The organism is Brachyspira pilosicoli (assembly GCF_008016535.1).
Classification (GTDB): domain Bacteria; phylum Spirochaetota; class Brachyspiria; order Brachyspirales; family Brachyspiraceae; genus Brachyspira; species Brachyspira pilosicoli_A.
In genome coordinates this window covers 1-25322 of record NZ_SAXY01000008.1, presented here as the reverse complement: position 1 = coordinate 25322, position 25322 = coordinate 1, and the positions used below count along the sequence as shown (strand labels likewise).

19 protein-coding genes, 1 other RNA gene and 1 pseudogene are annotated in these 25322 nt (G+C 26.8%); 13 read left to right on the top strand and 8 right to left on the bottom strand.

Annotation, left to right across the window (positions count from 1 at the left end):
* Both EPJ72_RS00895 and EPJ72_RS00890 read right to left on the bottom strand, forming a co-directional pair.
* Positions 1-403: pseudogene (locus tag EPJ72_RS00895) on the bottom strand (hypothetical protein); the annotation flags it as partial.
* A gap of 83 nt (positions 404-486) precedes the next feature.
* Positions 487-1062 carry a PD-(D/E)XK nuclease family protein gene (locus EPJ72_RS00890; protein ID WP_242004862.1) on the bottom strand — a complete coding sequence of 192 codons (576 nt, stop codon included), beginning with the start codon at positions 1060-1062 and terminating at the stop codon, positions 487-489.
* A 316-nt stretch (positions 1063-1378) separates the two neighbouring features.
* Between EPJ72_RS00890 and rnpB the strand changes: the two genes are divergently transcribed.
* The 4 genes from rnpB (at position 1379) to pta (ending at position 6711) form a co-directional block, all read left to right on the top strand.
* Positions 1379-1724, top strand: an RNA gene (gene rnpB, locus EPJ72_RS00885) — RNase P RNA component class A.
* Positions 1725-2001: 277 nt separating this feature from the next.
* Positions 2002-4035 (top strand): GldG family protein, encoded by a 2034-nt coding sequence (locus tag EPJ72_RS00880; protein WP_147730393.1) that lies wholly within the window; start codon positions 2002-2004, stop codon positions 4033-4035.
* On the top strand, positions 4019-5398 hold the full coding sequence (gene radA, locus EPJ72_RS00875) for a DNA repair protein RadA (RefSeq protein WP_147730395.1): 1380 nt from the start codon (positions 4019-4021) through the stop codon (positions 5396-5398). The genes EPJ72_RS00880 and radA overlap by 17 nt, the downstream gene beginning before the upstream one ends.
* A gap of 308 nt (positions 5399-5706) precedes the next feature.
* A complete protein-coding gene (pta, locus tag EPJ72_RS00870; protein ID WP_147730392.1) occupies positions 5707-6711 on the top strand; it encodes a phosphate acetyltransferase in 1005 nt (334 codons plus the stop codon).
* Between the two features lie 87 nt (positions 6712-6798).
* Here the strand turns inward: pta and EPJ72_RS00865 are convergent, their stop codons facing one another.
* From EPJ72_RS00865 to EPJ72_RS00855, 3 genes are all read right to left on the bottom strand, one after another.
* Complete coding sequence (locus EPJ72_RS00865) at positions 6799-8259, bottom strand: hypothetical protein (protein WP_147730391.1); 1461 nt, start codon at positions 8257-8259, stop codon at positions 6799-6801.
* A gap of 1 nt (position 8260) precedes the next feature.
* On the bottom strand, positions 8261-10018 hold the full coding sequence (ptsP, locus tag EPJ72_RS00860) for a phosphoenolpyruvate--protein phosphotransferase (RefSeq protein WP_147730390.1): 1758 nt from the start codon (positions 10016-10018) through the stop codon (positions 8261-8263).
* Positions 10019-10100: 82 nt separating this feature from the next.
* Positions 10101-10814, bottom strand: a complete 714-nt coding sequence (locus EPJ72_RS00855; RefSeq protein ID WP_147730389.1) for a 5'-methylthioadenosine/adenosylhomocysteine nucleosidase — start codon at positions 10812-10814, stop codon at positions 10101-10103.
* 226 nt (positions 10815-11040) lie between these two features.
* Between EPJ72_RS00855 and EPJ72_RS00850 the strand changes: the two genes are divergently transcribed.
* From EPJ72_RS00850 to EPJ72_RS00810, 9 genes are all read left to right on the top strand, one after another.
* Complete coding sequence (locus tag EPJ72_RS00850) at positions 11041-11976, top strand: integrase core domain-containing protein (RefSeq protein ID WP_147730388.1); 936 nt, start codon at positions 11041-11043, stop codon at positions 11974-11976.
* 114 nt (positions 11977-12090) lie between these two features.
* On the top strand, positions 12091-13926 hold the full coding sequence (locus EPJ72_RS00845) for a hypothetical protein (RefSeq protein ID WP_147730387.1): 1836 nt from the start codon (positions 12091-12093) through the stop codon (positions 13924-13926).
* A gap of 9 nt (positions 13927-13935) precedes the next feature.
* The gene (locus EPJ72_RS00840) at positions 13936-16656 is read left to right on the top strand and encodes an RNA polymerase subunit sigma-70 (RefSeq protein ID WP_147730386.1); all 2721 of its coding nucleotides are present in this window, start codon (positions 13936-13938) and stop codon (positions 16654-16656) included.
* Positions 16657-16689: 33 nt separating this feature from the next.
* Positions 16690-17445, top strand: a complete 756-nt coding sequence (locus tag EPJ72_RS00835; protein ID WP_147730385.1) for a glucosamine-6-phosphate isomerase — start codon at positions 16690-16692, stop codon at positions 17443-17445.
* Between the two features lie 31 nt (positions 17446-17476).
* Positions 17477-19441 (top strand): N-acetylglucosamine-6-phosphate deacetylase, encoded by a 1965-nt coding sequence (gene nagA, locus EPJ72_RS00830; protein WP_147730384.1) that lies wholly within the window; start codon positions 17477-17479, stop codon positions 19439-19441.
* Positions 19442-19455: 14 nt separating this feature from the next.
* Positions 19456-19893: a PaaI family thioesterase gene (locus tag EPJ72_RS00825; RefSeq protein ID WP_147730383.1), complete on the top strand. Its 438-nt coding sequence runs from the start codon at positions 19456-19458 to the stop codon at positions 19891-19893.
* A 1-nt stretch (position 19894) separates the two neighbouring features.
* Complete coding sequence (gene proC / locus EPJ72_RS00820) at positions 19895-20683, top strand: pyrroline-5-carboxylate reductase (RefSeq protein WP_147730382.1); 789 nt, start codon at positions 19895-19897, stop codon at positions 20681-20683.
* Between the two features lie 118 nt (positions 20684-20801).
* Positions 20802-21164 carry a response regulator gene (locus tag EPJ72_RS00815; RefSeq protein ID WP_147730381.1) on the top strand — a complete coding sequence of 121 codons (363 nt, stop codon included), beginning with the start codon at positions 20802-20804 and terminating at the stop codon, positions 21162-21164.
* Positions 21164-22162, top strand: coding sequence for a galactose-1-phosphate uridylyltransferase (locus tag EPJ72_RS00810; protein ID WP_147730380.1), 999 nt, complete (start codon positions 21164-21166; stop codon positions 22160-22162). Before EPJ72_RS00815 ends, EPJ72_RS00810 begins: the two co-directional genes overlap by 1 nt.
* A 23-nt stretch (positions 22163-22185) precedes the next feature.
* On the opposite strand, the gene EPJ72_RS00805 is transcribed toward EPJ72_RS00810, so the two are convergent.
* The 3 genes from EPJ72_RS00805 to EPJ72_RS12965 form a co-directional block, all read right to left on the bottom strand.
* Entirely contained in the window at positions 22186-23040 is an 855-nt protein-coding gene (locus EPJ72_RS00805) for a 50S ribosomal protein L11 methyltransferase (protein WP_147730379.1), read from the bottom strand.
* Between the two features lie 6 nt (positions 23041-23046).
* Positions 23047-25026 (bottom strand): DUF4954 family protein, encoded by a 1980-nt coding sequence (locus tag EPJ72_RS00800; protein WP_199749255.1) that lies wholly within the window; start codon positions 25024-25026, stop codon positions 23047-23049.
* Between the two features lie 115 nt (positions 25027-25141).
* Positions 25142-25322, bottom strand: a 181-nt coding sequence (locus tag EPJ72_RS12965) for an IS3 family transposase (RefSeq protein ID WP_158636868.1), incomplete at its 5' end; no start/stop codon positions are given.

Genomic DNA, 25322 nt, shown 5'->3' with positions numbered 1-25322 from the left:
TTTGTATTTTAGAGACAAATTTACGCTTATCATATCGCTTCTTTTTCTTTTTTGTTTTATATCTCCAAAGATTATTTCTTTTTAGTACATTCTCTATAGCTGTAACCCCTATCTTAATGCCTTCACGGTTCAAATATGCTTTAATATAATGCTTACCTCGATATTCTTTAGTATAGAGTTCAATAATTAAATTAATAGCTTTTTGATTATTAAAGATATTTGGAGAAGTTTTTGGCTTAGTACTAAAATTAGCGACAGTTCCAGTGTCTTTATATTTTTTAAGCCAAGCATAAAAAGTAGATTTGGGTATTTCTTCTATCTTTAGAAATCTTTTAATATTTTTAGTTTCTAATGCTTCATCCACTATAAATAATTTAAATTCTGTGCTATAACCTCTTTTCATAGTAGCATCCTTTTTATTTGTTTTATGTTCAAAATATTATAACAAGGATACTGCTTTTTTTATACTAAAAAATGTCCAATATCTCATACTCCTAAACAAGTATAAGGCTCATAACCTGAAGGAGTGAGAAAAATCATATATAAATTTTTATAATCATCTTTCTTATTTTTATAATAATCATCTAATTGATTATCTTGCTCTCCAGCGTATATTTTATTTTCTATTATAATTGCAAAGTCTTTTTTATAAGATATAAATAAATCTATTCTTCTGCTGCCTGCATATTCTTCTCTTTTTATAATTATATCCGAATGCTTTAATTTTTTGATATTATTAAATCCATAGTCCCAGTTAAACTTATTATTCAAATACATTAAAAAATCTTTAACAAAACTTAATTCAGTATCTTCTTTATACTTTATATTTACTTCAAGCAACTTAGCAATCAAATTACTATTATAATTCTCATGTCTTTGTAAATTTATTACATCAAATATACAAAACTGCGGAGGATATTGTTTAATTTCCTCTTTTATTTCTTTTATTATTGTTTTAGTTTTAGAAAATATTTCATTTAATCTATTTGTTTTTAATTCTTCATCTTTTTTGAATTCATTTATTAAGGTTAATAATGTGTTTTCAATAATTTCTGTATTCATGCATTGAGTATAATATATAAATATAAAAAAATCAATTAATTTAGTATTTAGAAAATTAATCTAATATGAATATAATTTTGATTTATAATATTTTTCTTTAATGTAATACAATGTTATCTAAACAAGATATAAAAATGCAGTTCTTTTGGTTCTTTTATACCAATACCGAAGGCACTTCCTACGGTCGTAAAAGAAGTGGGGTGCGGGGCAAAGCCACCACAAATAAAAAACTTAAAAAGATTTTGATAAACTTAAAAACTTTTAATATATAATGATCTAATTGACATTTTTCTGTTTTTATAATAAAGTAACACACTATGCGGAGTGGGTAAACGCGGTATTTAAATAACTAATACTGAGGAAAGTCCGTACCTCTAAAGGGCTTCATGCAAGCTAACGGCTTGAAGGCGAAAGCCTATGGAAAGTGCAGCAGAAAATATACCGCCTATTTTTAGGTAAGGGTGAAAAGGCGTGGTAAGAGCACACCGCATTTGTGGCGACATGAATGGCAGTGTAAACCCCATGAGAGGCAAGAGCAAACAGAAACCGATTGCCCTTTTCATAAAGGTTTCAGGTAGCTCGCTTGAGTACTTCAGCAATGCAGTATCTAGATAAATGTTTACCTTAAATGACAGAATACGGCTTATAGCTCCGCTTCTTATAAAATTCTATTATAGATTAGAACAAAAAATAACAAAATACAGCAAACCTGTAATCAATACATTTACCGCACGCTAAACATATTTATAAAACATAATATAAATTTTATTTCAAAAAAATTTAATATTTTTTGTTTAGTAAAACGTGCGTATAGATAAATTTATTTTTTATAATTTTATTTATTACAAAAAAATAAAACAAATGTTTTTTAAGTAAATACACTTTGACAAATATGTTTATTCCTTATATAATGCATATTATTTAAAAAATGGGATAACTATGACTAAGAGAAAAGATAGAATAATAACTTTTATTTTTATACTTGTGATTATTGTTTTAATAAATGCAATAGTTAATCAATTTACACCTTTTATAGATTTAACTAAAGATAAAATTTATTCTTTGAGCAGCGGAAGTAAATCATTAGTAAAAAGTCTAAAAGAGCCTTTAAGTGTTAAATTCTTTTTAACACCAAATCTGCCTCCTCCTTTTTCAACATACGAAAAATATATAAAAGACTTATTTGCAGAATATAAATCAGCAGCAGGAAAAAATATAAGTTTTGAAATAATAGATGCCTCTACAAATACAACAATGGCAAATCAATACGGAATTTCTTCCACTCAAATAAATGTATTAGAAAAAGACCAAACAAGCAGTAAAATAGCATATATGGGCTTAGCTTTTATATACGGTGATTCCATAGAGTCTATCCCTTTTGTAAGGTCTACTGAAGGCTTAGAATATAATATTGATACAATTATAAGAAAATTAATTGACAAAAATGATAAATTGAGCAGATTAGAAAATAATTTAAATGTTTATTATATATCTTCTCCAGAAGTTTATGAACTTTTACCTATTGGGGCAATAGAATTAATACCAGACAGCATAATGCAGGCTGTAACAGAGGCTAATAAAAACTTAATGAACAAAGTAGTATTTACTCATATTGATATGTCTACTCCAAATCAAGAAAATGAAGATATAATAAAAAAACTTAATATAAAAAAATTAGAATGGCAAGATATAAAAGATAATGACGGCACTATTATTGTTCCAAAAGGAAGCGGATATTTTTCTTTAGTTTTAGAAAATGGTGATGATGTATTAGAACTTTCTACTTCTTCAATACTATATGGTGATTTTGCAGGCATCACAGATGAAATTTCTAAAAGTATAGATAGTATGCTTGGGTTAAAAGCTAATATTGGCTATATAGAAGGACATAATGAAGTTAATATTATAGATATACCAGTTCAATACGGCGGAAATCCAGATGATGCTTATACTAGTGCAAGCAGATATGCATCAGAAATTGAAGCTAATTATAATTTTCAGCCTATCAATTTAGATACACAAGACATTCCTTCTACAATGGACGCTTTAGTAGTATTAGGAAGCTTTACTCCTTTTACTGATGCAGAATTATATAAATTAGATCAATTTATAATGAGCGGCAAACCTGTATTGTTTATGCTTAATGGGGCTCATATAGATGAGAATGACCCTAATGCACAAATGTATGGACCTCGTTTACTTCCTGTTACTAATAGATTAAATGAAATACTTCCAAATTATGGGCTTTATTTAGCTGAAAATATGATATTTGATGATAATGCTTATAAAGCACAATTACAAGAGGGTATGCCGGAACAGAAATTTTATTATATACCTCTTATAATGCCAGAAAATATTAATTCAAAAAGTGATATAACAAAAAGTATTAATTTGATGCTTGCACCTTTATCTAGTGAAGTATTAATTAATAGCAATGATGCTAAAGTTACACCATTATTTTATTCTAGTGATAAGAGTTGGGTAGAAACTAATGATTTTACTTCATCTATGAGCGGTATGCCAAAAGACAATAATTTGCTTTCTAAAAGACTTATAGCAGCAATTTCTCAGGGCAGTATGACTAGTGCCTTTGAAGGTAAGGATATTCCTATTAAGTCTACAAATATAAATATAGCAAATGTTAATAGATTAAACTCCACAACAAGCGGAAGAGTTATAGTTGTTGGTTCTGTTGATATGGCAAGAAACAGTGCTTTTGATGCTAATAAGATTTTCTTAATGAATATGATTGATTATATGGTGGGGGACACTGCTCTAATGGATATAAGAAGAAAAGGTGCTATATTTAATCCTCCTTATCAAGTGCCTGAAAGCATAAAGATGGCTGTGAGATTTATTAATATAGTAATAGTTCCTTTGATTGTTATATTATTTGGTGTGATGTTATGGTACAGCGATAAAAACAGAAGAAAGAAAATATTTGAGAAATTTAATAATGGCGAAGAAAAGTAATACAGTATTTGTTTGTGAAAATTGCGGAGAGAGCACTATCAATTGGATGGGTAAATGCCCTTCCTGCGGCTCTTGGAATAGTTTAAAGCCTTTTACAGAACCAGAAGAAAGTAAAATAAAAACAGTAAAAAATGCTCTCTCTACAGATAAAGCACAATTAACTTCAATAAAAAAGATAAAAACTTCTGATAATATAAGAACATCTACAAATATAGATGAGCTTAACAGAGTATTAGGAGGCGGAATTGTATCTGGCAGTGTAATACTTATAGGAGGAGAACCTGGAATTGGTAAGTCCACTTTACTTTTACAAGTTGCTTCAAATATTGCCAAAAAAGAGAAAGTTTATTATTTTACAGGGGAAGAATCCTTAGAGCAGATAAAATTAAGAGCAGATAGACTTTTATTAGAAGATTCAGACTTTTTAATATCATCAGAGTCAAATTGCGACAATATAATAAACACTCTTTTAGATGAACCTCCTGCACTTGCTATAATAGATTCCATTCAAACAATATACAGCCCATCTACAAACAGCATAGCAGGCTCTCCGGCACAAATAAAAAACTGTGCTTGGGCATTGATGCAGACTGCCAAACTAAAAAACATAACAATATTTTTGGTAGGTCATATTACAAAAGAAGGAACTATAGCAGGACCAAAAATATTAGAGCATATTGTAGACTGTGTGTTATATTTTGAGGGTGATGATAAAGGTATATATAGAATATTAAGAGCTGTAAAGAATCGTTATGGGGCAGTTGATGAAGTTGGAATATTTGAGATGGCAGGAAATGGGCTTATGGAGGTAAAAGACCCTTCAAAAGTTTTTACTCGTTCTCTCAATGAAGCTGTATTTGCTGGAAGTGTTATAACTCCTGTAATAGAAGGAAGCAGGGTATTTTGTGTGGAACAGGAGGCTTTAGTTGGAAGCAGTGCTTTTGGTTATCCTCGAAGGCTTACTATAGGCTACGACCAATATAGACTTCTTATTATAATTGCTATATTAGAAAAAAGATGTCATATAAATCTTTCTAATCAAGATGTATATATTAATATTGCAAATGGTCTTAATGTTAAAGAGACTGCCAGTGATATTTCTATTGCTATGGCTATAGTATCAAGTATGTATGGCATATCTATTCAAAGAACTACAGCATACATTGGAGAATTAGGGCTTTCTGGAGAAGTTAGGCCTGTTAGATTTATTGAAAGACGTATAAAAGAAATGAAAAAATTTTCTCTTAAAGAAGTTTATATATCAAAGAGAGCTGTAAAAGAACTAGGCAAATCTATAGATGGTATTAAAATTATAGGAATAGACCATATTTCTGAAGCTATAAAAATGCTTGGAGTTTTATAAATACCTAGACATATTTTTTATTTGTAATTAATTAAATAAGTTATATTCAGCTTCTTATTGTGATAAAAAATAACTATTTAGTAATCTCAATACACATTTATTAGTTAAAAAATATTTTAAAAATAAAGATAATATTAAAATACACAAGAATATTTATAAAAAATAAAAACAAACTATGTAATATAATATATAAAAAAAATTTATATTATAATTTTATATATATTAAAAATATTCTAAATTAATTGTTTGCAAAATAATTATTTATATATTAGAATATCCTAAATTAATTTTATTAAGAGGTTTTTATTATGGCATCATTCATGGACAATTTAAAAGAAAAAGCAAAATCTAATCCAAAAACTATAATATTAGCAGAAGGATATGATGAAAGACACGTCAAAGCTGCTGCTATATTAAAAAAAGAGCAGTTAGTAAAAGGAATTATATTGGTAGGAGATAGGGATAAAATAGAAGCTTTAGCAAAAGAAAATTCACTTAAATTGGGAGATAGTTTTGCTAGAATATTTGACCCTAAAACTGAAGCTAAATCAGAAAAATATATAGAAATGCTTTTCAGAGCTAGAGAAGAAAAAGGTATGACAAAAGACCATGCTGCAGATTTAATTAAAAATCATTCTATATATGCTGCTGCTGCAATGATTTCTGATAATGATGCTGATGGTATGGTAGGCGGTGCTGTTTATTCTACAGGAGAAATGCTTAGAGCTGCTTTATTTTTAATAGGATTAAAACCTGGAATTAAAACTTTATCATCTACATTCTTTCTTGAAAGCTCTGATAAATCTTTATTTACAAATGGTATATCTTGTTTTGCTGACTGTGCTGTTATACCTGAACCTACACCTCAACAGCTTGCTGATATAGCTAAAGCTACAGCTGAATCTTATAGGAATATGACAGGTAATGAACCTAAAGTTGCTTTACTTTCATTCTCTACTAAAGGTTCTGCTGAACATGAATCAATTACTAGGGTTAGAGAAGCTAAAAAAATATTAGATTCACAAGTGGTTGATTTTGTTTATGATGGAGAAATGCAGCTTGATGCAGCTATGATTGAAAAAGTTGCTGCTCAAAAAGCTCCTGGCTCTCCTATTAAAGGTGATGCAAATGTATTTATTTTCCCAGAATTAAACTCAGGAAATATTGGACACAAAATAGCTCAGAGAGTTGGTAAATGTACAGCTATTGGTCCTATGCTTCAAGGTATAGCTAAACCTGCTAATGACCTTTCAAGAGGATGTTCTGCTCAGGATATTGCTGATTTGGCTGTTATAACTTCTTTACAAAAATAATATAGTTTTATTTAAATATATAAAAAAGCCCTTTAAAACTTATAGTTTTTGAGGGCTTTTATTTTGTTATTATACTACAATTATTTTTTAATCTACACTGTATTCTGCCTCACTATCTCCACTTATAACAAATCTATATGGATTAGTTGGCATTATTTTTACTAAATAATTATATAAAAGTGTTGAGCTTTGTAATACTGAAGTGTTTGTATTATAATAAAAATATTTTGGATATTCTAAAACATAATCATAATAAAGACTGTCTTTAGAACTTACAATTTCGCCTATTTTATTATTAACTTTCCAGAGGAAATATACAGACTTATCTGTAAAATAATTTGTAGTTTTTTGATTTAATATATATGAAAAATAATTTGCAGATTTTAAATAATCATAATTTTTATAATAGTTCATAGCTGATTTATAATGTTCAAATACATCTTTTACTTTTTCTATATCATTTGTCATATATCTAGAATAGCTCCAGCCAATTATAGGACCATAATAAGTATCATATCTCACTAAAGACCAATCTTCATTTTCTCTCTCTTTGTTATTATACACATTTGTTTTATTTAATACTGTAACAAAATCATAGTTTTGCATTACATAGAGTTCTGTTTCTTTTCCTACACTAATTGCAGGTATTCTATCTCTTATAATAATTCCATTTCCTCTTATATAATAATCTTCATTTAATACAGGTTTGATTGCTTCTATTCTCTCTTTAATAGTATTCATTGTTTTATCATATTCTGTTTTTTCATTAGCTGTTAATTCAAAAGGAAGCACATCTGGAAAATATGATTTATTATTTAATATATTCTCTTGAAGTACGCTTGTTCTATATCTGTCTGAAAACCTTTTTAAATAATTTACATTACTTAAATATTTTTCTTTATCTTCTGCAGATGATATTATTTGAAATCTATGATGCATTCCAAAATAATAGGCAAAATCTTTAAGCGGAAATACACTTTCACTATCAGCAACTATTCTATCAAATATAGCCCCATTAAATGTATATACATTATCTTTAATTTTTATTCCTAATTGATTATAAATATTTAATAATTCTTTGCTTCTTCTATTTGTAGTTGAAGTAGAAACATTAGTATTTGCAGAGTTTTCCTCTCCTTCCACAATTCCTTCAGATATTAATTTATTGTAAAAAGTGTCCATATAAAGAGGGTCATTTTCTATCATATAAATTATAGCTTGACCTAGTAAATATGATGCCTCGCTTTGATAATAACTTGAAGGATATGTAAACAAAAATCTAGCTAAAGTTTCAAAACCATCTTTATAATTTGATGATAATATTTGATCTCTTCCTTTCAAGAAAGTTGTTAATTCATTATAAGGTGTTTGGGCATTTACTTCTTCTTTTTTTGGAAGAGATTTTAAAAACTCACACAAAGCACCATTATCTTCTGTATTTTCTATCGTTTTTAATTTATTAAATTCACTTATAGAATCTTTTACCTTACATGAGCTTAAAGAAAAAATTATTAATACAACAATTAAAATATTTTTTATAGTGTTCATCTTATACCTTTTGAGTTTGTAGTTTCTTTATAAAACTTTCTAAAACGGATTTAGAAAAATCATTATTCTTATTTTCAAGCATACTATCAACTAATTTTTCGCATTCTTCTATAGATACAGCCCTTATTACATTTTTTACTTCAGCTACAGAAGTTACAGACATAGATAATTCCCTAATTCCAAGACCAAGTAGAATAGGAGTATATTTTGGTACTCCCCCCATCTCTCCACATAATGTTACAAGTTTATTATTATCTTTTGCTGTTTTTATAATATGTTTTAATATTCTCAAAACAGATATATCTATAGAATTATAAAGATAAGTTAATTTTTCATTTGTTCTATCACAAGCTAATACATATTGCGTTAAATCATTAGAACCTATTGAAATAAAATCAGTTTCTTCTATGAGTAAATCTATAATAACTGCCGCAGAAGGAGTTTCTATTAAGGCTCCTATTTTTATATTATCATTGTATGCTATATTTTCTTTTTTTAATTCTTCTTTTGTTTCATTAATAAATTTTTTGGCCTCTAAAAACTCTTCTAAAGTGCTTATCATAGGTATCATTATTTCTATATTACCATATACAGAAGCTCTTAATAATGCCCTTATTTGATTTTTAAATATTTTCTTATTTGATAAACAAAATCTTATAGCACGCCAACCCAAAAATGGATTATCTTCTTTTACGTTAATAACTCCAAGAGAAGGAGCCATTTTATCTCCGCCAATATCCAAAGTCCTTATTATTACTTTTCCATTTGCAGATGAAGCTATTTTTTTATATACATTAAACTGCCTCTCTTCTGTTGGTAAAGCACAAGTATTGCCGTCATCAGAATAAATATATAAAAACTCTGTTCTATAAAGTCCTATTGAATCTATGCCATATTTTATAATACTTTCCATCTCTTCTGGTATATCTATATTGGCATTTATTTTTATTTCTACATTATCTTTTGTTATGGCTTTTTCTTTGGCATCTTTAATAGACTGTTCTTTGTATTTTTTTAAATTTTCAGATAATATACTATAATTATACGTGTCTTTTTGATTTGGATTTAATATTACAATATCACTTCTACAGTCTATTATAATTTTTCTGCCGTTTTTAGCTCTATTAGTAATATTTTCTACATTAAAAATAGTAGGTATTCCAAAAGATTTTGCAAGTATAGCAGCATGCGAAGTATAGCCTCCACCCTCCACTATAAAACCACCAACACCTATACTGTTAAACCTTAATACATCACTTGGTGTTAATGTTTTGGATATTACTATACACTCTTTTGGTATGGAAAAACTGCTACTATCTGTACTTGGATTGAGTAAATTTCTTATTACCCTACCCTTTATATCTATTATATCGCTAGCTCTCTCTGAAAGCATTTGATTATTAAAAGCAGATATCTTATTAAAATATTCTGTTATTACAGTATCATATACATATTCAACATTTAATAATCTATTTTTTACTTCATCTTTTACCTGTTTTATTATTACAGGGTCTTGAATAAGCAAAATATGCATTGATAATATATTTTTTAAATTGCTATCTACATTTTTTATTAAATATTCTATTTGCTCCTTTGATTGTTCTATTGCTTTATCTAATCTTATGTATTCTTCTTCAACATCTTCTTTTTCTATATTATACATTGGGGTTATTAATGAATTAAGATATAGAAATGAATCTCCTATAGATACATAATCACCGATACCGTTTCCTTTTAGTATAGTTCTTTTATCTGGCATGATTTCCCCAATATTATGTTAATTTAATTTTGTAATTATAATATATATGCAAATATTTTCAATAGTAACCAAAAAATAATTGTTAAATATTATTGAGCATTTCTATTACTATTTTTTTAGAATTTTCTGCCGCTTTTGCTACAAATTTTGGGAAATCAACTACAGCATCGCTGTCAGCTTTATCTGACAATGAACGTATTACAACAAATGGAATATTATACATTAAAGCAGCATGGGCAACTGAAGCTCCTTCCATTTCTATAGCACCAGCTTTGAATTTATTATGTATTTGTTTTACTTTATTGTTATCACCTACAAATTGGTCGCCTGTAGCAATAGTATCAATATAAACTTTATTGTCTGTTATAACTTTTTGAGCTGAAGTTTTAGCTATTTCTATTAAAGAATTATCTGCAGGATAGTAATTATCATTATATCCTTTTACTAAAACTGTAAGCTCATCTCCGTCTAAAGCACTTGTGTCAAAATCATGCTCAATTAAATTTTTTGAAATAACTATATCAGATATATCGTAGTCAGGATTAGCAGAACCAGCAACACCTGTAAATATAATTTTTTCTACATTGAATTTTTCTATAGCTATAGTTGTGGCAATAGCTGCATTAACTTTGCCTATACCAGATTTTAAAAGCACTATATTTTTACCACATAAACTTCCTATATAATAACTAATATTAGCTATTTCAATTTCTTCTATATTTTCAATCATATTTTTAAAATTATCAATTTCACAATCCATAGCACCGATTATAGCAATTCTTTTTATTTCAGACATAAATAATTTTCTCCTTAAAAATAATTATAATCTATTATATATTAAAACTTTATTTTTATAAACTCTAATTATATTTTTTATAAAAAATATATAAAAACTTTAAATACTAATAAATAAAAGATAAATTTTGTTAAGGAGTGTGAGATATTGGACATTTTTTAGTATAAAAAAAGCAGTATCCTTGTTATAATATTTTGAACATAAAACAAATAAAAAGGATGCTACTATGAAAAGAGATTATAGCACAGAATTTAAATTATTTATAGTGGATGAAGCATTAAAAACTAAAAATATTAAAAGATTTTTAAAGATAGAAGAAATACCCAAATCTACTTTTTATGCTTGGCTTAAAAAATATAAAGACACTGGAACTGTCGCTAATTTTAGTACTAAGCCAAAAACTTCTCCAAATATCTTTAATAATCAAAAAGCTATTAATTTAATTATTGAACTCTATACTAAAGAATATCGAGGTAAGCATTATATTAAAGCATATTTAAATCGTGAAGGCATTAAGATAGGGGTTACAGCTATAGAGAATGTACTAAAAAGAAATAATCTTTGGAGATACAAAATAAAAAAGAAAAAGAAGCGATATGATAAACGAAAATTTGTCTCTAAAATACAAAAAGAAGGCAAAATAGTTCAAATAGACACTAAATATATCAAATTAGGCAGAAAAAGAGTTTATCAATTCACAGCTGTAGATTTAGCTACTCGCTATAGTTGGAGGCAAATCTATGAGGATAAAACACCTTATAGTGCTTTATCTTTCTTAAAATATGTCTTAAAAACTTCACCTTTTAAGATACAGGCTATACAAACGGACAATGGTATAGAATATACTTATCGCTGTATTAATACTCCTAAAATAAATATTTTTGATGAATACTGCTTAAAAAATAAATTAGAGAGGAGATATATTCCTATAGCAACACCAAGATACAATGGCGTAGTAGAAAGAGTACACGGCATAGACGAAAGAGAATTTTATTCACGATTAAATAAAAATATCACAGTAGAATTATTGAGAGAAAAATTAAAAGAATATACACATTTTTATAACAATCAAAGATTGATTTCTTCGCTAGGTTATATTACAATCAAAGAAAGAATCAAAAATATTATAGCAAGTAAAAGTACAATATCTATGGCTCCATGACATGATAAACTATTAATTTTTAATATAAAATAAAAAAATATTTTTGTTAACATATTAAAAAAATTACCGTTAATACGAATAGGTATTATAATATATTTAATGGCGGTTTAAAAAATGGCTGTAAAAAAAACAACTGAAGAAAATAAAGGAAATTATAAAAAAATTGCAGAAAAATTGCAAACAAAATTAGATAAATCTGAAGCAAAGATAGTAGAATTAAATGAGAAATATATAAAAGTAATAGATTTGCAAAAAAAGAAATTAGAAGATAAATATAAAAAACTTGAAGATAAATATAAAGAAAAAATAAAACAGCTAGAAGAAAATATCAAAAAATACAAAACAGAAAATGTAAAAACAATTAATGCTGATATCACTAAGTTAAAAAAAAGATTAGAGCTATTAGAGAAGAATAATAAAAAATTAGAAGAAGAAAAGAAAAAAATAGAAGAGCAAAATAAAGAATTAAATTTTAAAATAAAAGAGGCATTAAAAACAAGTAAAGACTCTGATAAGAAAGATAAGGAAACTTCAAAATTAATTAAAGACTTAGAAAGCAAATTAAAGACTTTATTAACAGAAAAAGAGAAAATAGAAAATCAAAATAAAGAGCTTAACTCAAAAATAAAAGAAGCTCTACAAACTAGTAAAGATACTGATAAAAAAGACAAAGAAACTTCAAAATTAATTAAAGACTTAGAAAATAAATTAAAAGAATCAGAGAATCAAAAAAACAAAATAGAAGCTAACAATATAAAATTAAGCGAACAAATAGAATCATTAAAAGAAGAAAGTAAAGGCTCTAAAGGCAATGTAAAAGAAATAAATGATTTAAAAAAGAAATTAGAACAGTCTGAAGCTTTAAGAAAAGAAGTTACTGAGAAATTAAAAAAGGCTATAGAGCAATTAAAAGAAAACAAAAAAAATGCTAATAAACTTTCAAAAGAAGATAAAGAAAAATTTAGAGAAAATTTAAAAATATTAAAAAGAATAAAAAAAGAAAGAGAGTTATTAGATAAAAAAAGAGAACATCTCAAAAAAGAAGAAGAGAAATTAAGACTAATAAGAAGCAATATACAAAGTTCAGCAAAAGACATAGCATCAACTATAAAAAATAGTCAAGTTAATTATTATAACAACCCTAATATGCCAGAAAACCCATTAGACCCTAATGGCACCACTGACACTTTGAACATGCAAGGAGATAAAGCCTTTGATATAGACCCTGCAACAGAAGAAGGAATAAAAAAAATGGCAGGCATTATGTGTGCTGCTATGGACGATTATAGAGAACAAAAAGAAAAAGAAAACAAAAAAGAAACTCTAACAGAAGGTGAAGATAGATTAAATAAAGCATCAGAACAATTAGAAGATTTGGTAGAAAGCAGATTAGAAGACACATATCAAAATGATAATGGTCAAAAACGCCCATTTACAATAATAGATAAAATTGAAAATAGCAGAGTTGAAATAAATGAAGGATATAGTCCTCAATCTGCAGGGCAAACAATAGTTACAAATAATGAAGATGGAAGTAAACAAACTATAACAACATCATCTCCAAATCAGCAAGTTCCTAATATTACAGTAAAAGTAGAAGCACCAAAAGAAACAAGTAAATTATCAAAACCAGAAACTCAATTAAGACCTGCAAGTGAAACTCCTACTATGAGAATGAAGCTTCTTGATGATACCGATGATTATGAAAAGAAACTTGTTATCACTTATGGCTTTGATAATATGCCAGAAAATATGTATTATTCAAAATACAAAAAAATATTAAGAAATGCTGCAAGAATAAGTTTGCTTGGTAATTTACAAGAAGGGCTTGATATGTTTAAGCTAATAAGAGATCAAAATATACCAGATGAATATAAACAAATGATAGATAAAAATATACAAGATATAACTTATTATCTTAGAGGTTTGCATAGAGTTAGATTGGAATAGAAGTTTTTTATGTTTAAATATTTATTTTTAATTTTTATTATAATTATAAACATAATCGCTTGTTCATCAAAAAATGTTACCATTGGCGAAATAAATGCTGTTTATAATAAAAAGGAAGATTCATATACTATATCATTTCCCGAATATAATAAAATATATCCAGAATATATAAAATTAAAAGTAAATAAGAAAATAAAAAATGGTATTATGTTAAGTTATAATATAGAAACTGATAACATACCCACCCTATTAGATATATGCGTTGAAGAAGATAATATAAAAAAAAGCTATTCTATTGTAAACCCTGTTGTTAATCAAACCATCAATATAGAATTATATTCCACTAATTTTACTCCGCATTTATCTAATGAAAAGATAAAAAATATAGCAATAAGTTTAGAGAGTGTTGGAAGCTATGACACAAAAGAAAAAGTTACAATTTCATTAAACGAGAAAATAAATGAATATAATAATACAATAGCATTAGTTTTACCTGAAAGCGGTCATATAGCAAGAAGCAATCCTCCTTTTTTTATGATTAATAAAAAGTTAAATCTTCTTAGAGTGTATTTAACAAAAGATTTATCTTTCAATAACTCATATGAATATACTATTAGAAATAATAATTTTTTTGATATTACAAATAAACTAGATTATGGAAAATGGTATATAGCATTAGATGAAAATGGAGATACTAATTTAAGAAAAATATATCATTTCTTTATAACTGATAAAACTAAAGATATTAATATTATAACAAATACAACAGCAAATACTCAAAGACCTTTTATTTTCACAGATGCTGCAACTCTTAATTTACTAAATAATGTATATAATTCTAAGAGAATGCCTCAATCAGCGTTTTTAAGAAATTTTAATTATTTTAAGCTGTATACTTCAAACAATGTAGGTAAATGGTATTTAGATAATATATCATATACCACTAATAATAATAAAATATACTTTGCCAATCTTCCTTCGCATATAATGCTTATGAGCTTAATGGCTTATTTAGAAAAAGAGAATACTGCATTTCAATATGATGTAAAGCAAATAATAAAAGATATTACAGTTTTAAATGAAAACAATATAGAAAACTTTAATAATATAGAAGCATCATACATATTAGCCAATTCATTATTAATGCCTTTTGATATATTATACAATGAATTATCTTCTGAAGAGATAGTATTAATAAAACAGAAATTTATAGATTATGGAAATATATTATATAAATACATAATTAGTAATCCTTCATTATATAGAGATGCTAATAATATAAAATATATAACAACATTAGGTTTAATATCATTGAATATGCTAAATGAAAATCTATATCAAGAGGAAGTAAGAAATTGGTATTTATTTTCGCTTAAATATATAAACTCTATAATATTCAGTATGTTTGAAGATGACGGCAGTTTAAAGGCTTCTTTAGATAACTCATTTGAAATAATTTTTAATATATTAATATATGCTAATGCTTTAAAAAATGCTGAAGTTGTCGATGCATTTGAATATGAATCATTTAAAAATATAGGCAAATATTTATCTATTGTAGGATACCCATCAGGATATACTTTGCCTGTTGGATATACATTAATAGACGGCAGAAGTAAAATGCGTTTTGATAATGGGGCAAGAAGTGCAATTATGGAGCTTTTAAGCAAAACGTATAATAATGCTCTTTATAAAAACTATTCTGTATTTGGTCAAAGTGAAGCTATTGATATAAAATATTTACCTTATATGCTTTTATGGAATAATCATTCTATAAAAGATGATGCTATAAGTGTTTTAAATAATGAATATCAAAGTGCTTATTTTAAAAATATAGAAACTGTCATATATAATAGAGATATAAAATCATTAGAGAGTCAATATTTGGGAGTATATGCTAAAGGATATAATGCATATAAATCTTATGGTCTTAATCATAATGATAGAATGAGTTTTGTTTATTATAATTATGGGGACAGTATTATAGATGAACTTGGATATTTTTATAACGATGTAAGTAAAGAAGTATTTGCATATGCTGATTTTCATAATACTATAATAATATCTGATGCCACTAATGAATACCGAATAGAAGAAAAACCATCAAGCTTTTCAAAAATAATAAGCACAACTAATAATAATAAACTTTTCTTTGCCAAAGCTAAAGCAAATAATATTTATACTTATAAGATAACGCTTATAAATTTTGAAAGAACATTTTATTATCTAAAACCTAATATATTAATAATAAAAGAAGATATAGAAGCCTTGCCTAATATAAATAAAGAAAACTATATTAATGGCTATCAATATAAATGGCACATAAACAGCAAACTTCCTATTAGTAATAATAATGATAATGTTTTTACTATTGAAGGTAAATATTCTACAAGCTATATAAAACTATTATCAGAGTATAAATTAAACTATGAAGTATCAGAAACTAATATAGGAAATCAAAAATTATATACTGCGAAAGTTTCAACTATAGATAATACAAAAAAATTCAGCCCTTGGATAATGGTTATAACAATACCTAAAGATAATGTGGATATAAAAGAACGCAGAAATATTATTAATACAAATATATCAATAAATAGTTTTAGCTGCACTAATTTATCATTTAGAGCAGGATATAAAGACTATAATATAATTTATAAATCTACAAATAATAATGAAAAAATAGTGTATACAGAAAGTAGAGAAAATGTTATAATAAGTTCGCATTGATTTTTAATTAAATTATAGAGGACTTATTTTTTTATGAATATATATATAGCAGATTCTTATAAAGATTATACATATTTCACCGCAAATCATATTTTGCATTTCTTAGAAAAAAAACAAAAATCAAAAGAAAAACTCTATATTTCCGTATCCAGCGAATATGACACAAAAGATATTTATAAAGCAATAATAGAAAATGTAAAGAACTATAATATTAATTTTAAAAATATCTTTATATTTCAGCAATCAGAATATGTTGGATTATCTCAAGATGATAAAAACAGTAAAGCATATTTTTTAAAAGAGAATTTGCTTTCAAAATTAAATATTCCTAAAAAAAATCAATTTTTATTTGATGGAAGTAAAGATGAAAGTCAAATGGAAAATCAATTAAAAATAATAAAAAAAATAGGTAGATTTGATGTTATATGGTATTCTCTAACCCCAGATTCTACTTCAGCAGGAAACGAGAGAATGTCATCATTATCATCATTATTTAGATTAAAAACATTAAGTGAACATTCGATAAAAGCAATTAAAACAAAATTTGATAGAGAAGTGCCAACTATGGTATTTAGTATGGGAATGGGAATTATAGATATAGTTGATACTATTTTACTTACATCATCGGGTATAGATAATTCTTGCTCTCTTAGAGATTGTTTAGAATGCGGTATAAGTAATTCCTCCCCTCTAAGCAAACTGCAAAAACATAGTGATGTTACAGTAATAGCAGACTATGAATCATCTTTGAGATTATCTAGTCAAACAGTATCCATGAAAATAAAATAGAATAAAACAAAAATTATTTTAAGGAGAATATATGAGAATAATTATAACTAATGAAAGTGTTTATGAATGGGCAGCGTATTATACTGTAAAATGTATATTAGATTATTCTGACAAAAAAAAGCCTTTTGTGTTATCTTTTCCCTTGAGATATGTAGATAAGGCTTATTATAAAAAACTATTATCTTTTTACAATGACAATATAGTATCATTTAAAAATATACATATAGTTTCTTCTGGTGAGTACATAGACTCAGATATATCGCAAAAATATTTAGAAGAAAATTTCATAAAGCATATAGACATACCTAAAGAAAATGTGCATCTATTTAATAGCAAAGTTACAGATAGAAAAAAAGAAGCAAGGAGAATGTCAAATATAATTAAAAAATTAGGTAATATAACGTTGCTAATAGATAATTTAGCAGAAGATGGAAGTTTCTTGTTAAATACTCCAAGCTCATCATTAGAAGGGAGTGTAAGAGATAAAAAGATAAGCGAGATAATTAGAAGCTATGAAGCAAAAAAATTCAATATGCCTGTGGAGATGTTTCCGAGGGAAGGATTTACTCTTGGATTTGAAGAGGCTTTTAATGCTAGATATATACTTGTTATGGCTAATGGTTATGAGGTGTCTGATGCATTGTCGCATTGTGTTGAGGGGGCAATAAGTCAATTCTACCCTACTTCTGTTTTACAAGAACATAAAAAACTTATAATTGTTGCTGATGAAGAATCAAGCAGTGATTTAAAAGTAAAAACTTATAAATACGCTAAGAGTTTAGAAAGTAAAAGTATTCATCCAAAAGAGCTTATTAAAGGGCTTTATAAATCCTATTATGCTCTTACAAACATAAGAATATTTGACGGAGAAAAGTTTATAGATGGGCATTGTATAGTAATAGAAAACAATATTATAAAAAGCGTAGAAAAAGAGATAGATGTTGATGCTGTAATTACAAGAATAGACTTAGGAGGAAAAATAGTAGCTCCTGGATATATAGATTTGCAAATTAATGGTATAGGAGGCTATGATATTAATGCTAGCCCTACAGTTGATACATTAAAAAATATGAATGAAGTTTGCCAGAGATATGGGTGTACTTCTTATTTGCCTACAGTAATTACAAACGGCGATGAGTATATGTTAAAGATTATAGATTTATTTAATAGTATAGAAGATTTATCAGTTATTGGAGTGCTTGGCATACATTTTGAAGGTCCTTATATATCTCATGAAAAACGAGGCATACATAATGAAAAGTTTATAAGAGAAGCTGATATGAATATGATAAAAAAGATTAATGCTTCAAAATGTGTTATGGTAACAGTGGCGCCAGAAATGGTAGACGGTAAAGTGATAGAGGTATTTGCTAAGGCTGGTAAAGTAGTATCTGTAGGTCACACTAACGGCACTTACAATGAAATAAAAGAGAAAATACCTTATGGAATAACTTTTGCTACACATTTATTTAATGCTATGCGTCCTTGGGGTTCGAGAGAGCCTGGTGCTGTGGGTGCGGTGCTTGAAACTAAGGATATGTATGCTGGTTTAATATGCGATGGAGTGCATTGTGATTTTGCTTCTGTTGAGCTTGCTTACAAATTAAAGACAGGGCATATTTGTATTGTAACAGATGCTATAGCACCTGCTGCTGCTCCAGAGATAAAAGAATACATTTGGGCGGGTAAAAAGATACATAGAGATGGCAATAGACTTATAGATGATAATGGTACTTTGGGAGGGGCCTCTATTACTATGAGTCAGTCTGTAAGAAATGTCGTTAATCAGGTAGGTGCTACAGTTGAAGAGGCTTTAAAGATGGCTTCGCTTTATCCTGCTCAGGTTATGGGTATAGATGATAAATATGGAAAGATAAAGGAAGGATATTTTGCTGATTTGGTTATATTAGATGAAAAATTAATAGTTAAAGGTGTAGTATTTAAAGGTAATTATAAAGAATATAATTATGATTATGAATGGGAAAGTAATGCATAAAGGAGAAGTAAAACATGCAAGAAAAAATATATAAAAGACTTTCCAACATATTTTATAATCAAGATTTTTTAAATTTTATAGGCTGCAAATTAGAAGAAGCTGATGAAGGAAAAGTTGTAATATCTTTAGAAAATAGAAAGGAGTTTACTCAAACTTTAGGGTTTATGCATGGAGGAATGGTTGCTTCGTTACTTGATACTGCTTCTGGGTTTGCCGCTTTTAGTGTCATCGATGAAAAAAATCATGTTGTAACTTCAGAATTAAAAATTAATTATCTTCTTCCTGTTGTATGTAAAAAACTAAAATGTGTTGGTAAAGTTTTAAAGGCGGGAAGAACTATAATAGTTGTTGAGGCTAATCTTTTTGATGAAGAAAACAAAATATTAGCTAAGATGCTTGGTACTATGGTAGTAGTTCCAAATAGTTATGCAGATGAAGTAAAGGAGGTATAAAATGATAGGATTTATTGGTGCTGGTGCTATGGGATTAGCTTTGATAGAAGGTTTTATTAAAGCGGGTATAAATAAAAATAATATAATAGCAAGCGTAAAGACAAAAGAAAAAAAAGAAAAGATAGAAAAAAATCTTGAAATAAAAACATTTAATGATAATAAAAAAATAGCAGAGGAAGCTGATATTTTATTTATAGCAGTTAAGCCATATATGGTTAAAGATATTGCTAAAGAAATAGAAAATAATATCAAAAAAGATACTACAATAGTAAGTGTTGCTGCTTCTGTTTCTGTTGCTGAATTAAAGCAGTTATTCAATACAGAAAATATTATTAGAATAATGCCGAATACTCCTGTAAAGACTTGTAATGGTTTTATATCTGTTGTAGAGTCAGCAAATAAAATACTTGAAGCTGCTATAATTGAACTTTTAAGTAAGGTTGCAATGATTAAAATAATACCAGAAGAAAAGATACATGCTTATAATGCTATGGCTGGATGCTCACCTGCTTTTATGTATATGTTAATTGAGGCTATGAGTGATGCTGGAGTATTAATAGGAATAGATAGAAAAAGTGCTATAGAGATTGCAAGTCAGGTATTTAAAGGTGCTGGTTCTATGGTTTTGGAATCTAAAAAACACCCTGCAGAATTAAAAGATAATGTTTGTACTCCTGCTGGTATTACTATAAAAGGTGTAGAAGTATTAGAACAAAATGCTATAAGAAGTGCCATAATAGAAGCATTGATAGCAACTTATCAAAAATCTATGGATAGTGAAAAAAAATAGCTTAAAAAATAGTATTTACACTTTTTATAAAATATTGTTATATTTATTGTGTAAAAATCTATTTGACTTTTTTTATTGTATAATTATAATATAAATAAGATTATTAAGGAGCATTTATATGCCTAAGAAAACTATATTAGTTCTCGATGATGAAAAAAGCATTAGAACACTTTTCGAAGAAGAGTTTAGAGATGAGGGATATAATGTAGTATCCACAGACAGCGGAGAAGAAGCCCTAGAAATGATTAATAAAGATAATCCACATATAGATTTAATAACATTAGATATAAAAATGCCTAAAATGGACGGATTAGACTTTCTTGGAAAGGTTCGTGAAAATCATAGAGAATTACCTATTATAATATGTACTGCCTATAATAATTATAGACATGAGTTTCAAGTATGGAATGCAGACGGATATATATTAAAATCTGGTAATCTTACAGAAATTAAAGATAAGATTAAAAGGCTCATAGGATAATGCCTCATATAAGAAAAGATCCAGTTACTAAGCAATCTGTTATTATAGCTTCTGAAAGAATGGGCAGACCAAGCGACTATATTAATATCGAAGAGAAGCATCGTATACTAACATTTGAAAATACTTGCCCATTTTGTATTGGTAATGAAAGTAAAACTCCTGAGCATTCTACTATAATATTTGATGATAAAAAAAATTGGATTGTAAGAATTGTACCGAATAAATATCCAATAATCGCACAAAGTAATGCAAATGAATTACCAGAAAAAAATAATTTATTTGAAGCTGATATTTGCAAGGGGTTTCATGACGTTATTATAGAAAATCCTAATCATAGTTTTAATTATTATAATGCTAAAGAAAAAGATTTATTTTTTATATTTGAAGCTATAATAATGAGATTTCAAGAGCTATCTAAAGAAAAGGATATGCTGTATAGTTTGCTTTTTAAAAACTTTGGAAGAGAAGCTGGAGCTAGCTTAGTACATTCACATGCACAGATGATGACAACACCATTTGTACCTATTCAAATTATGGAAGAAATATATGGTTCTTTAGAATATTATAATGAAAACAAAAAGTGTGTTTATTGCAGTATCATAGAAGAAGAAAAGAAGATTAATGAAAGGGTTATATGTGAAAACAATGATTTTATAGCTATATCTCCTTTTGCATCAAAATCTCCGTATCAAATTTATATATTGCCAAAAAAACATTCTGACAGCATAATATATTCTGAAGACTGTATATCGCAATTTGCAAGTATTGTTAAAGATATATTTAATAGAATCAATAAAGTGCTTGGAGAAATTAGTTTTAATTATGTTCTTCATACACTCACTCCAGCGTTAGAAAAAAAATATTCTCATTCAAGTCATTGGTTTTTGGATATAATGCCTAAAATGAGTAAACTTGCAGGATATGAACTTGGAAGCGGTGTATTTATAAACTCAATTAAACCAGAAGATGCTACTAATGATTTAAAAAATGCTCTATAAAATATTAAATATCTTATAAATAATTATTTTAAAAGAATAGATATCCAATCATTTTTTTGATTTCTTTCTAATATTTTTAGATTATTTTGTTTTATAGAATCATTCATAAAGCTTTCTTTTTTTGATAATATTCCAGATAATATCAAATGCCCTTTTTCTTTTAGTATTTTTTTTAAATTAGGCAATATATTTACCAATACATCTGTTTCGATGTTTGCTATTACTAAATCATATTGAAAATTACTTAAACTATCAGCACTTCCTAAAAAAACATTATTTAATTTTATATTATTATATTTAGCATTATCTAAAGTACAATTAACAGCATCATTATCAATATCTACAGAAGTAATATTTCTAGCACCTAATTTATAACAAAATAAAGAAAGTATTCCACTTCCACATCCAATATCAGCTATTATTTTAGAAGAAATATTGTTGTTTTTAGAGTATTCATTAATCATTTCAAGTGCAAGAAAAGTAGTTTCATGAGTGCCTGTACCAAAGGCATATTGCTTAGCTATATATAGTGCATTGTCATCATTATTATTATCTTTTAAATTAGGCACTATGGTTGTATTCCCAATTTGAAAAGGTTTTAAAAATGCCATATACGATGTCAAATATTCATCTGAATTCAATTCTTTTATCTCATAATCATATTCTGCTATATCATCAATATTTTCTTTTATTACTTTCAAATTATTTTCTAGTTTTTCTATATTTTCATTATATATATTAACTATAGCAATATTGTTGTTATTTATAGGAAACTCTATATTGTATCCTAATATATCTAACACTCCGCTTTCTATAACAGCTTCTATTATGTCCTCAAAACCTATACTTATATTTATTGCAATTGAATATATTTTCATAGTTTATTAATTTCCTAACTTCTTTATTAATTTATTTATATCTTCTATTTTTCTTTCTACATCATTTTTATATTTTATAACAAAAGCATTATCTTTGGCAGTTCCTCTTATAGCTCTAAAATCTTCTTCCATCACAGATTTATCATCTATACCGCAGCTAACCATTTTTGCCAAATCATATTCCTTTTTTACATCTCTATAAAATATCTCATATGAAGTAGTAAGAAGCGATAAATGTTCTTTAAGCATTTTTAATATAATATCTATATTAATAGTATTTATATTGTATCTTTTTTTAATAACATTAATAACCCAAGATTTTTCATCTGCATTATAATCATTATAAAGTCTTTCAAAAGGTTTTACTAAATCTTGAACATTATTAATATTATTATTTTCTATATCTAATATAACATTATCTAGTTTCTCTTTTGCACATATAAGCCCGCCAACATCAACCCAAGTATCGTAAAATTTATTTGTATCATTAAAAACATCATTTAAGTCATTAGAGTTTTTTATATATTCAAGCAGTTTATTATGCAAATATAAATCTATTGCAATGGAATATCTATTTGAATATTTATTTAATGATGATGTTTTTATAATCATATTTTTATATTTTATGTATTCTACTTCATCATTAACAATTTCTTTTTTTATATTATTTAATATCTCTTCTGATTTAATCATTTTTGAAACAGTATAAGGACTAAAAACATCAAATATAATTAAATCTTTTTTCTCCCCTACTCTTCTATCTCTATCTCTCCATTTATTTTCATCTCTAGAAAGCCCAACACCAAATAAATTTAAAGCAGGAATAAGCCTAGTTTGATGATACCCATGTTCTGTAATATATGAAAAAGGAAAATCAGATGCATCAACATTATCATAATGAGAACCAATAACTGTAGAAAAAGCACCAATATGAGAAGGCCATAATATATATGAATTATTTCCTGTTTTACATCCTCTCTCCATAAATCCATGATGATAAGGCCCTAATTTATACATATGATTGCTTTGATTTGTAGCACTTCCTGCATTAAAAAAAGAAAAATGACTAGCTATTAAAAGTGTTGCTTTATGATGCGTAACTGTGTAAGGACCTGCAAATATAGAAAACATCTCTCCATGCTCTCCTTCACAGTTAGCAAAAAGCAAAGAGTCCTCACAAGAAAATTGCCTTCCTAATTTAACCCCCTCCCCAATAAATGCTTTTTTTATAACTGTACCATCAACTATATGAGCACCTTTTAATACAATAGAGTCTTTTAATATAACGGATGTGCCTATATATGACGGACATTCTTTTGTACTTATTATTGTGGTATTATTTATTTCATCTGTGTTTTCTATTGTGGCATAAGGGTCAATAAGAGAATTTTTTATTAGTCTTGCATTAATTATCTGAGCATGTTTTTTTATTTTTCCAAACTTTTTAGTTTTACTTTTTGCATAATCCTCTATTATTTTATTTATATTATCCCGCATTAATTTTTTATGTCTATACATTGCAACTATATATGCTATATGTGAGTTTAATCTATAAAATATTTTTACGCTTCTTCCATCTCCTTCCATAATTGGAGAAGTTTCTACTCCATTTCCAAAACTGCTCTCTCCTTCCATATATATAGTTCCAGCATTTTCTATTATAACTCCATTTTGTATCTTATAATTTGCAATAAAGCAACCTATATTCTTTATATAAACATTACCATTTATATATACATCTATTAATGTAGCTCTGTTTATTGATGCAGGTACTTTTAATTTATTATGATATTTTATACTTCCATTAAGTCCATTAATTTTTACTCTTCCATGAAAGGTAACATCTTTTATTCTATTTAAATCAACATTCTTTATTAATATTTTATCCCAGCTTTGAGATATGCACCCTTGACTTTTTAAAAAATCTATTTCATTTTCTTTTAATTTTCTAAACTCTTTATCCTCTCTTACAAAAAAATAATCCATAATTACTCCTTTTGTCTTCAAAAACATATTTTCATACTATTCTAAAAAAATGATAAATTACGACTATTATATATCAACTTAAAATAATTGTAAATATTATGTTTATTAATATTTGTCATGGAGCCATAGATATTGTACTTTTACTTGCTATAATATTTTTGATTCTTTCTTTGATTGTAATATAACCTAACGAAGAAATCAATCTTTGATTGTTATAAAAATGTGTATATTCTTTTAATTTTTCTCTCAATAATTCTACTGTGATATTTTTATTTAATCGTGAATAAAATTCTCTT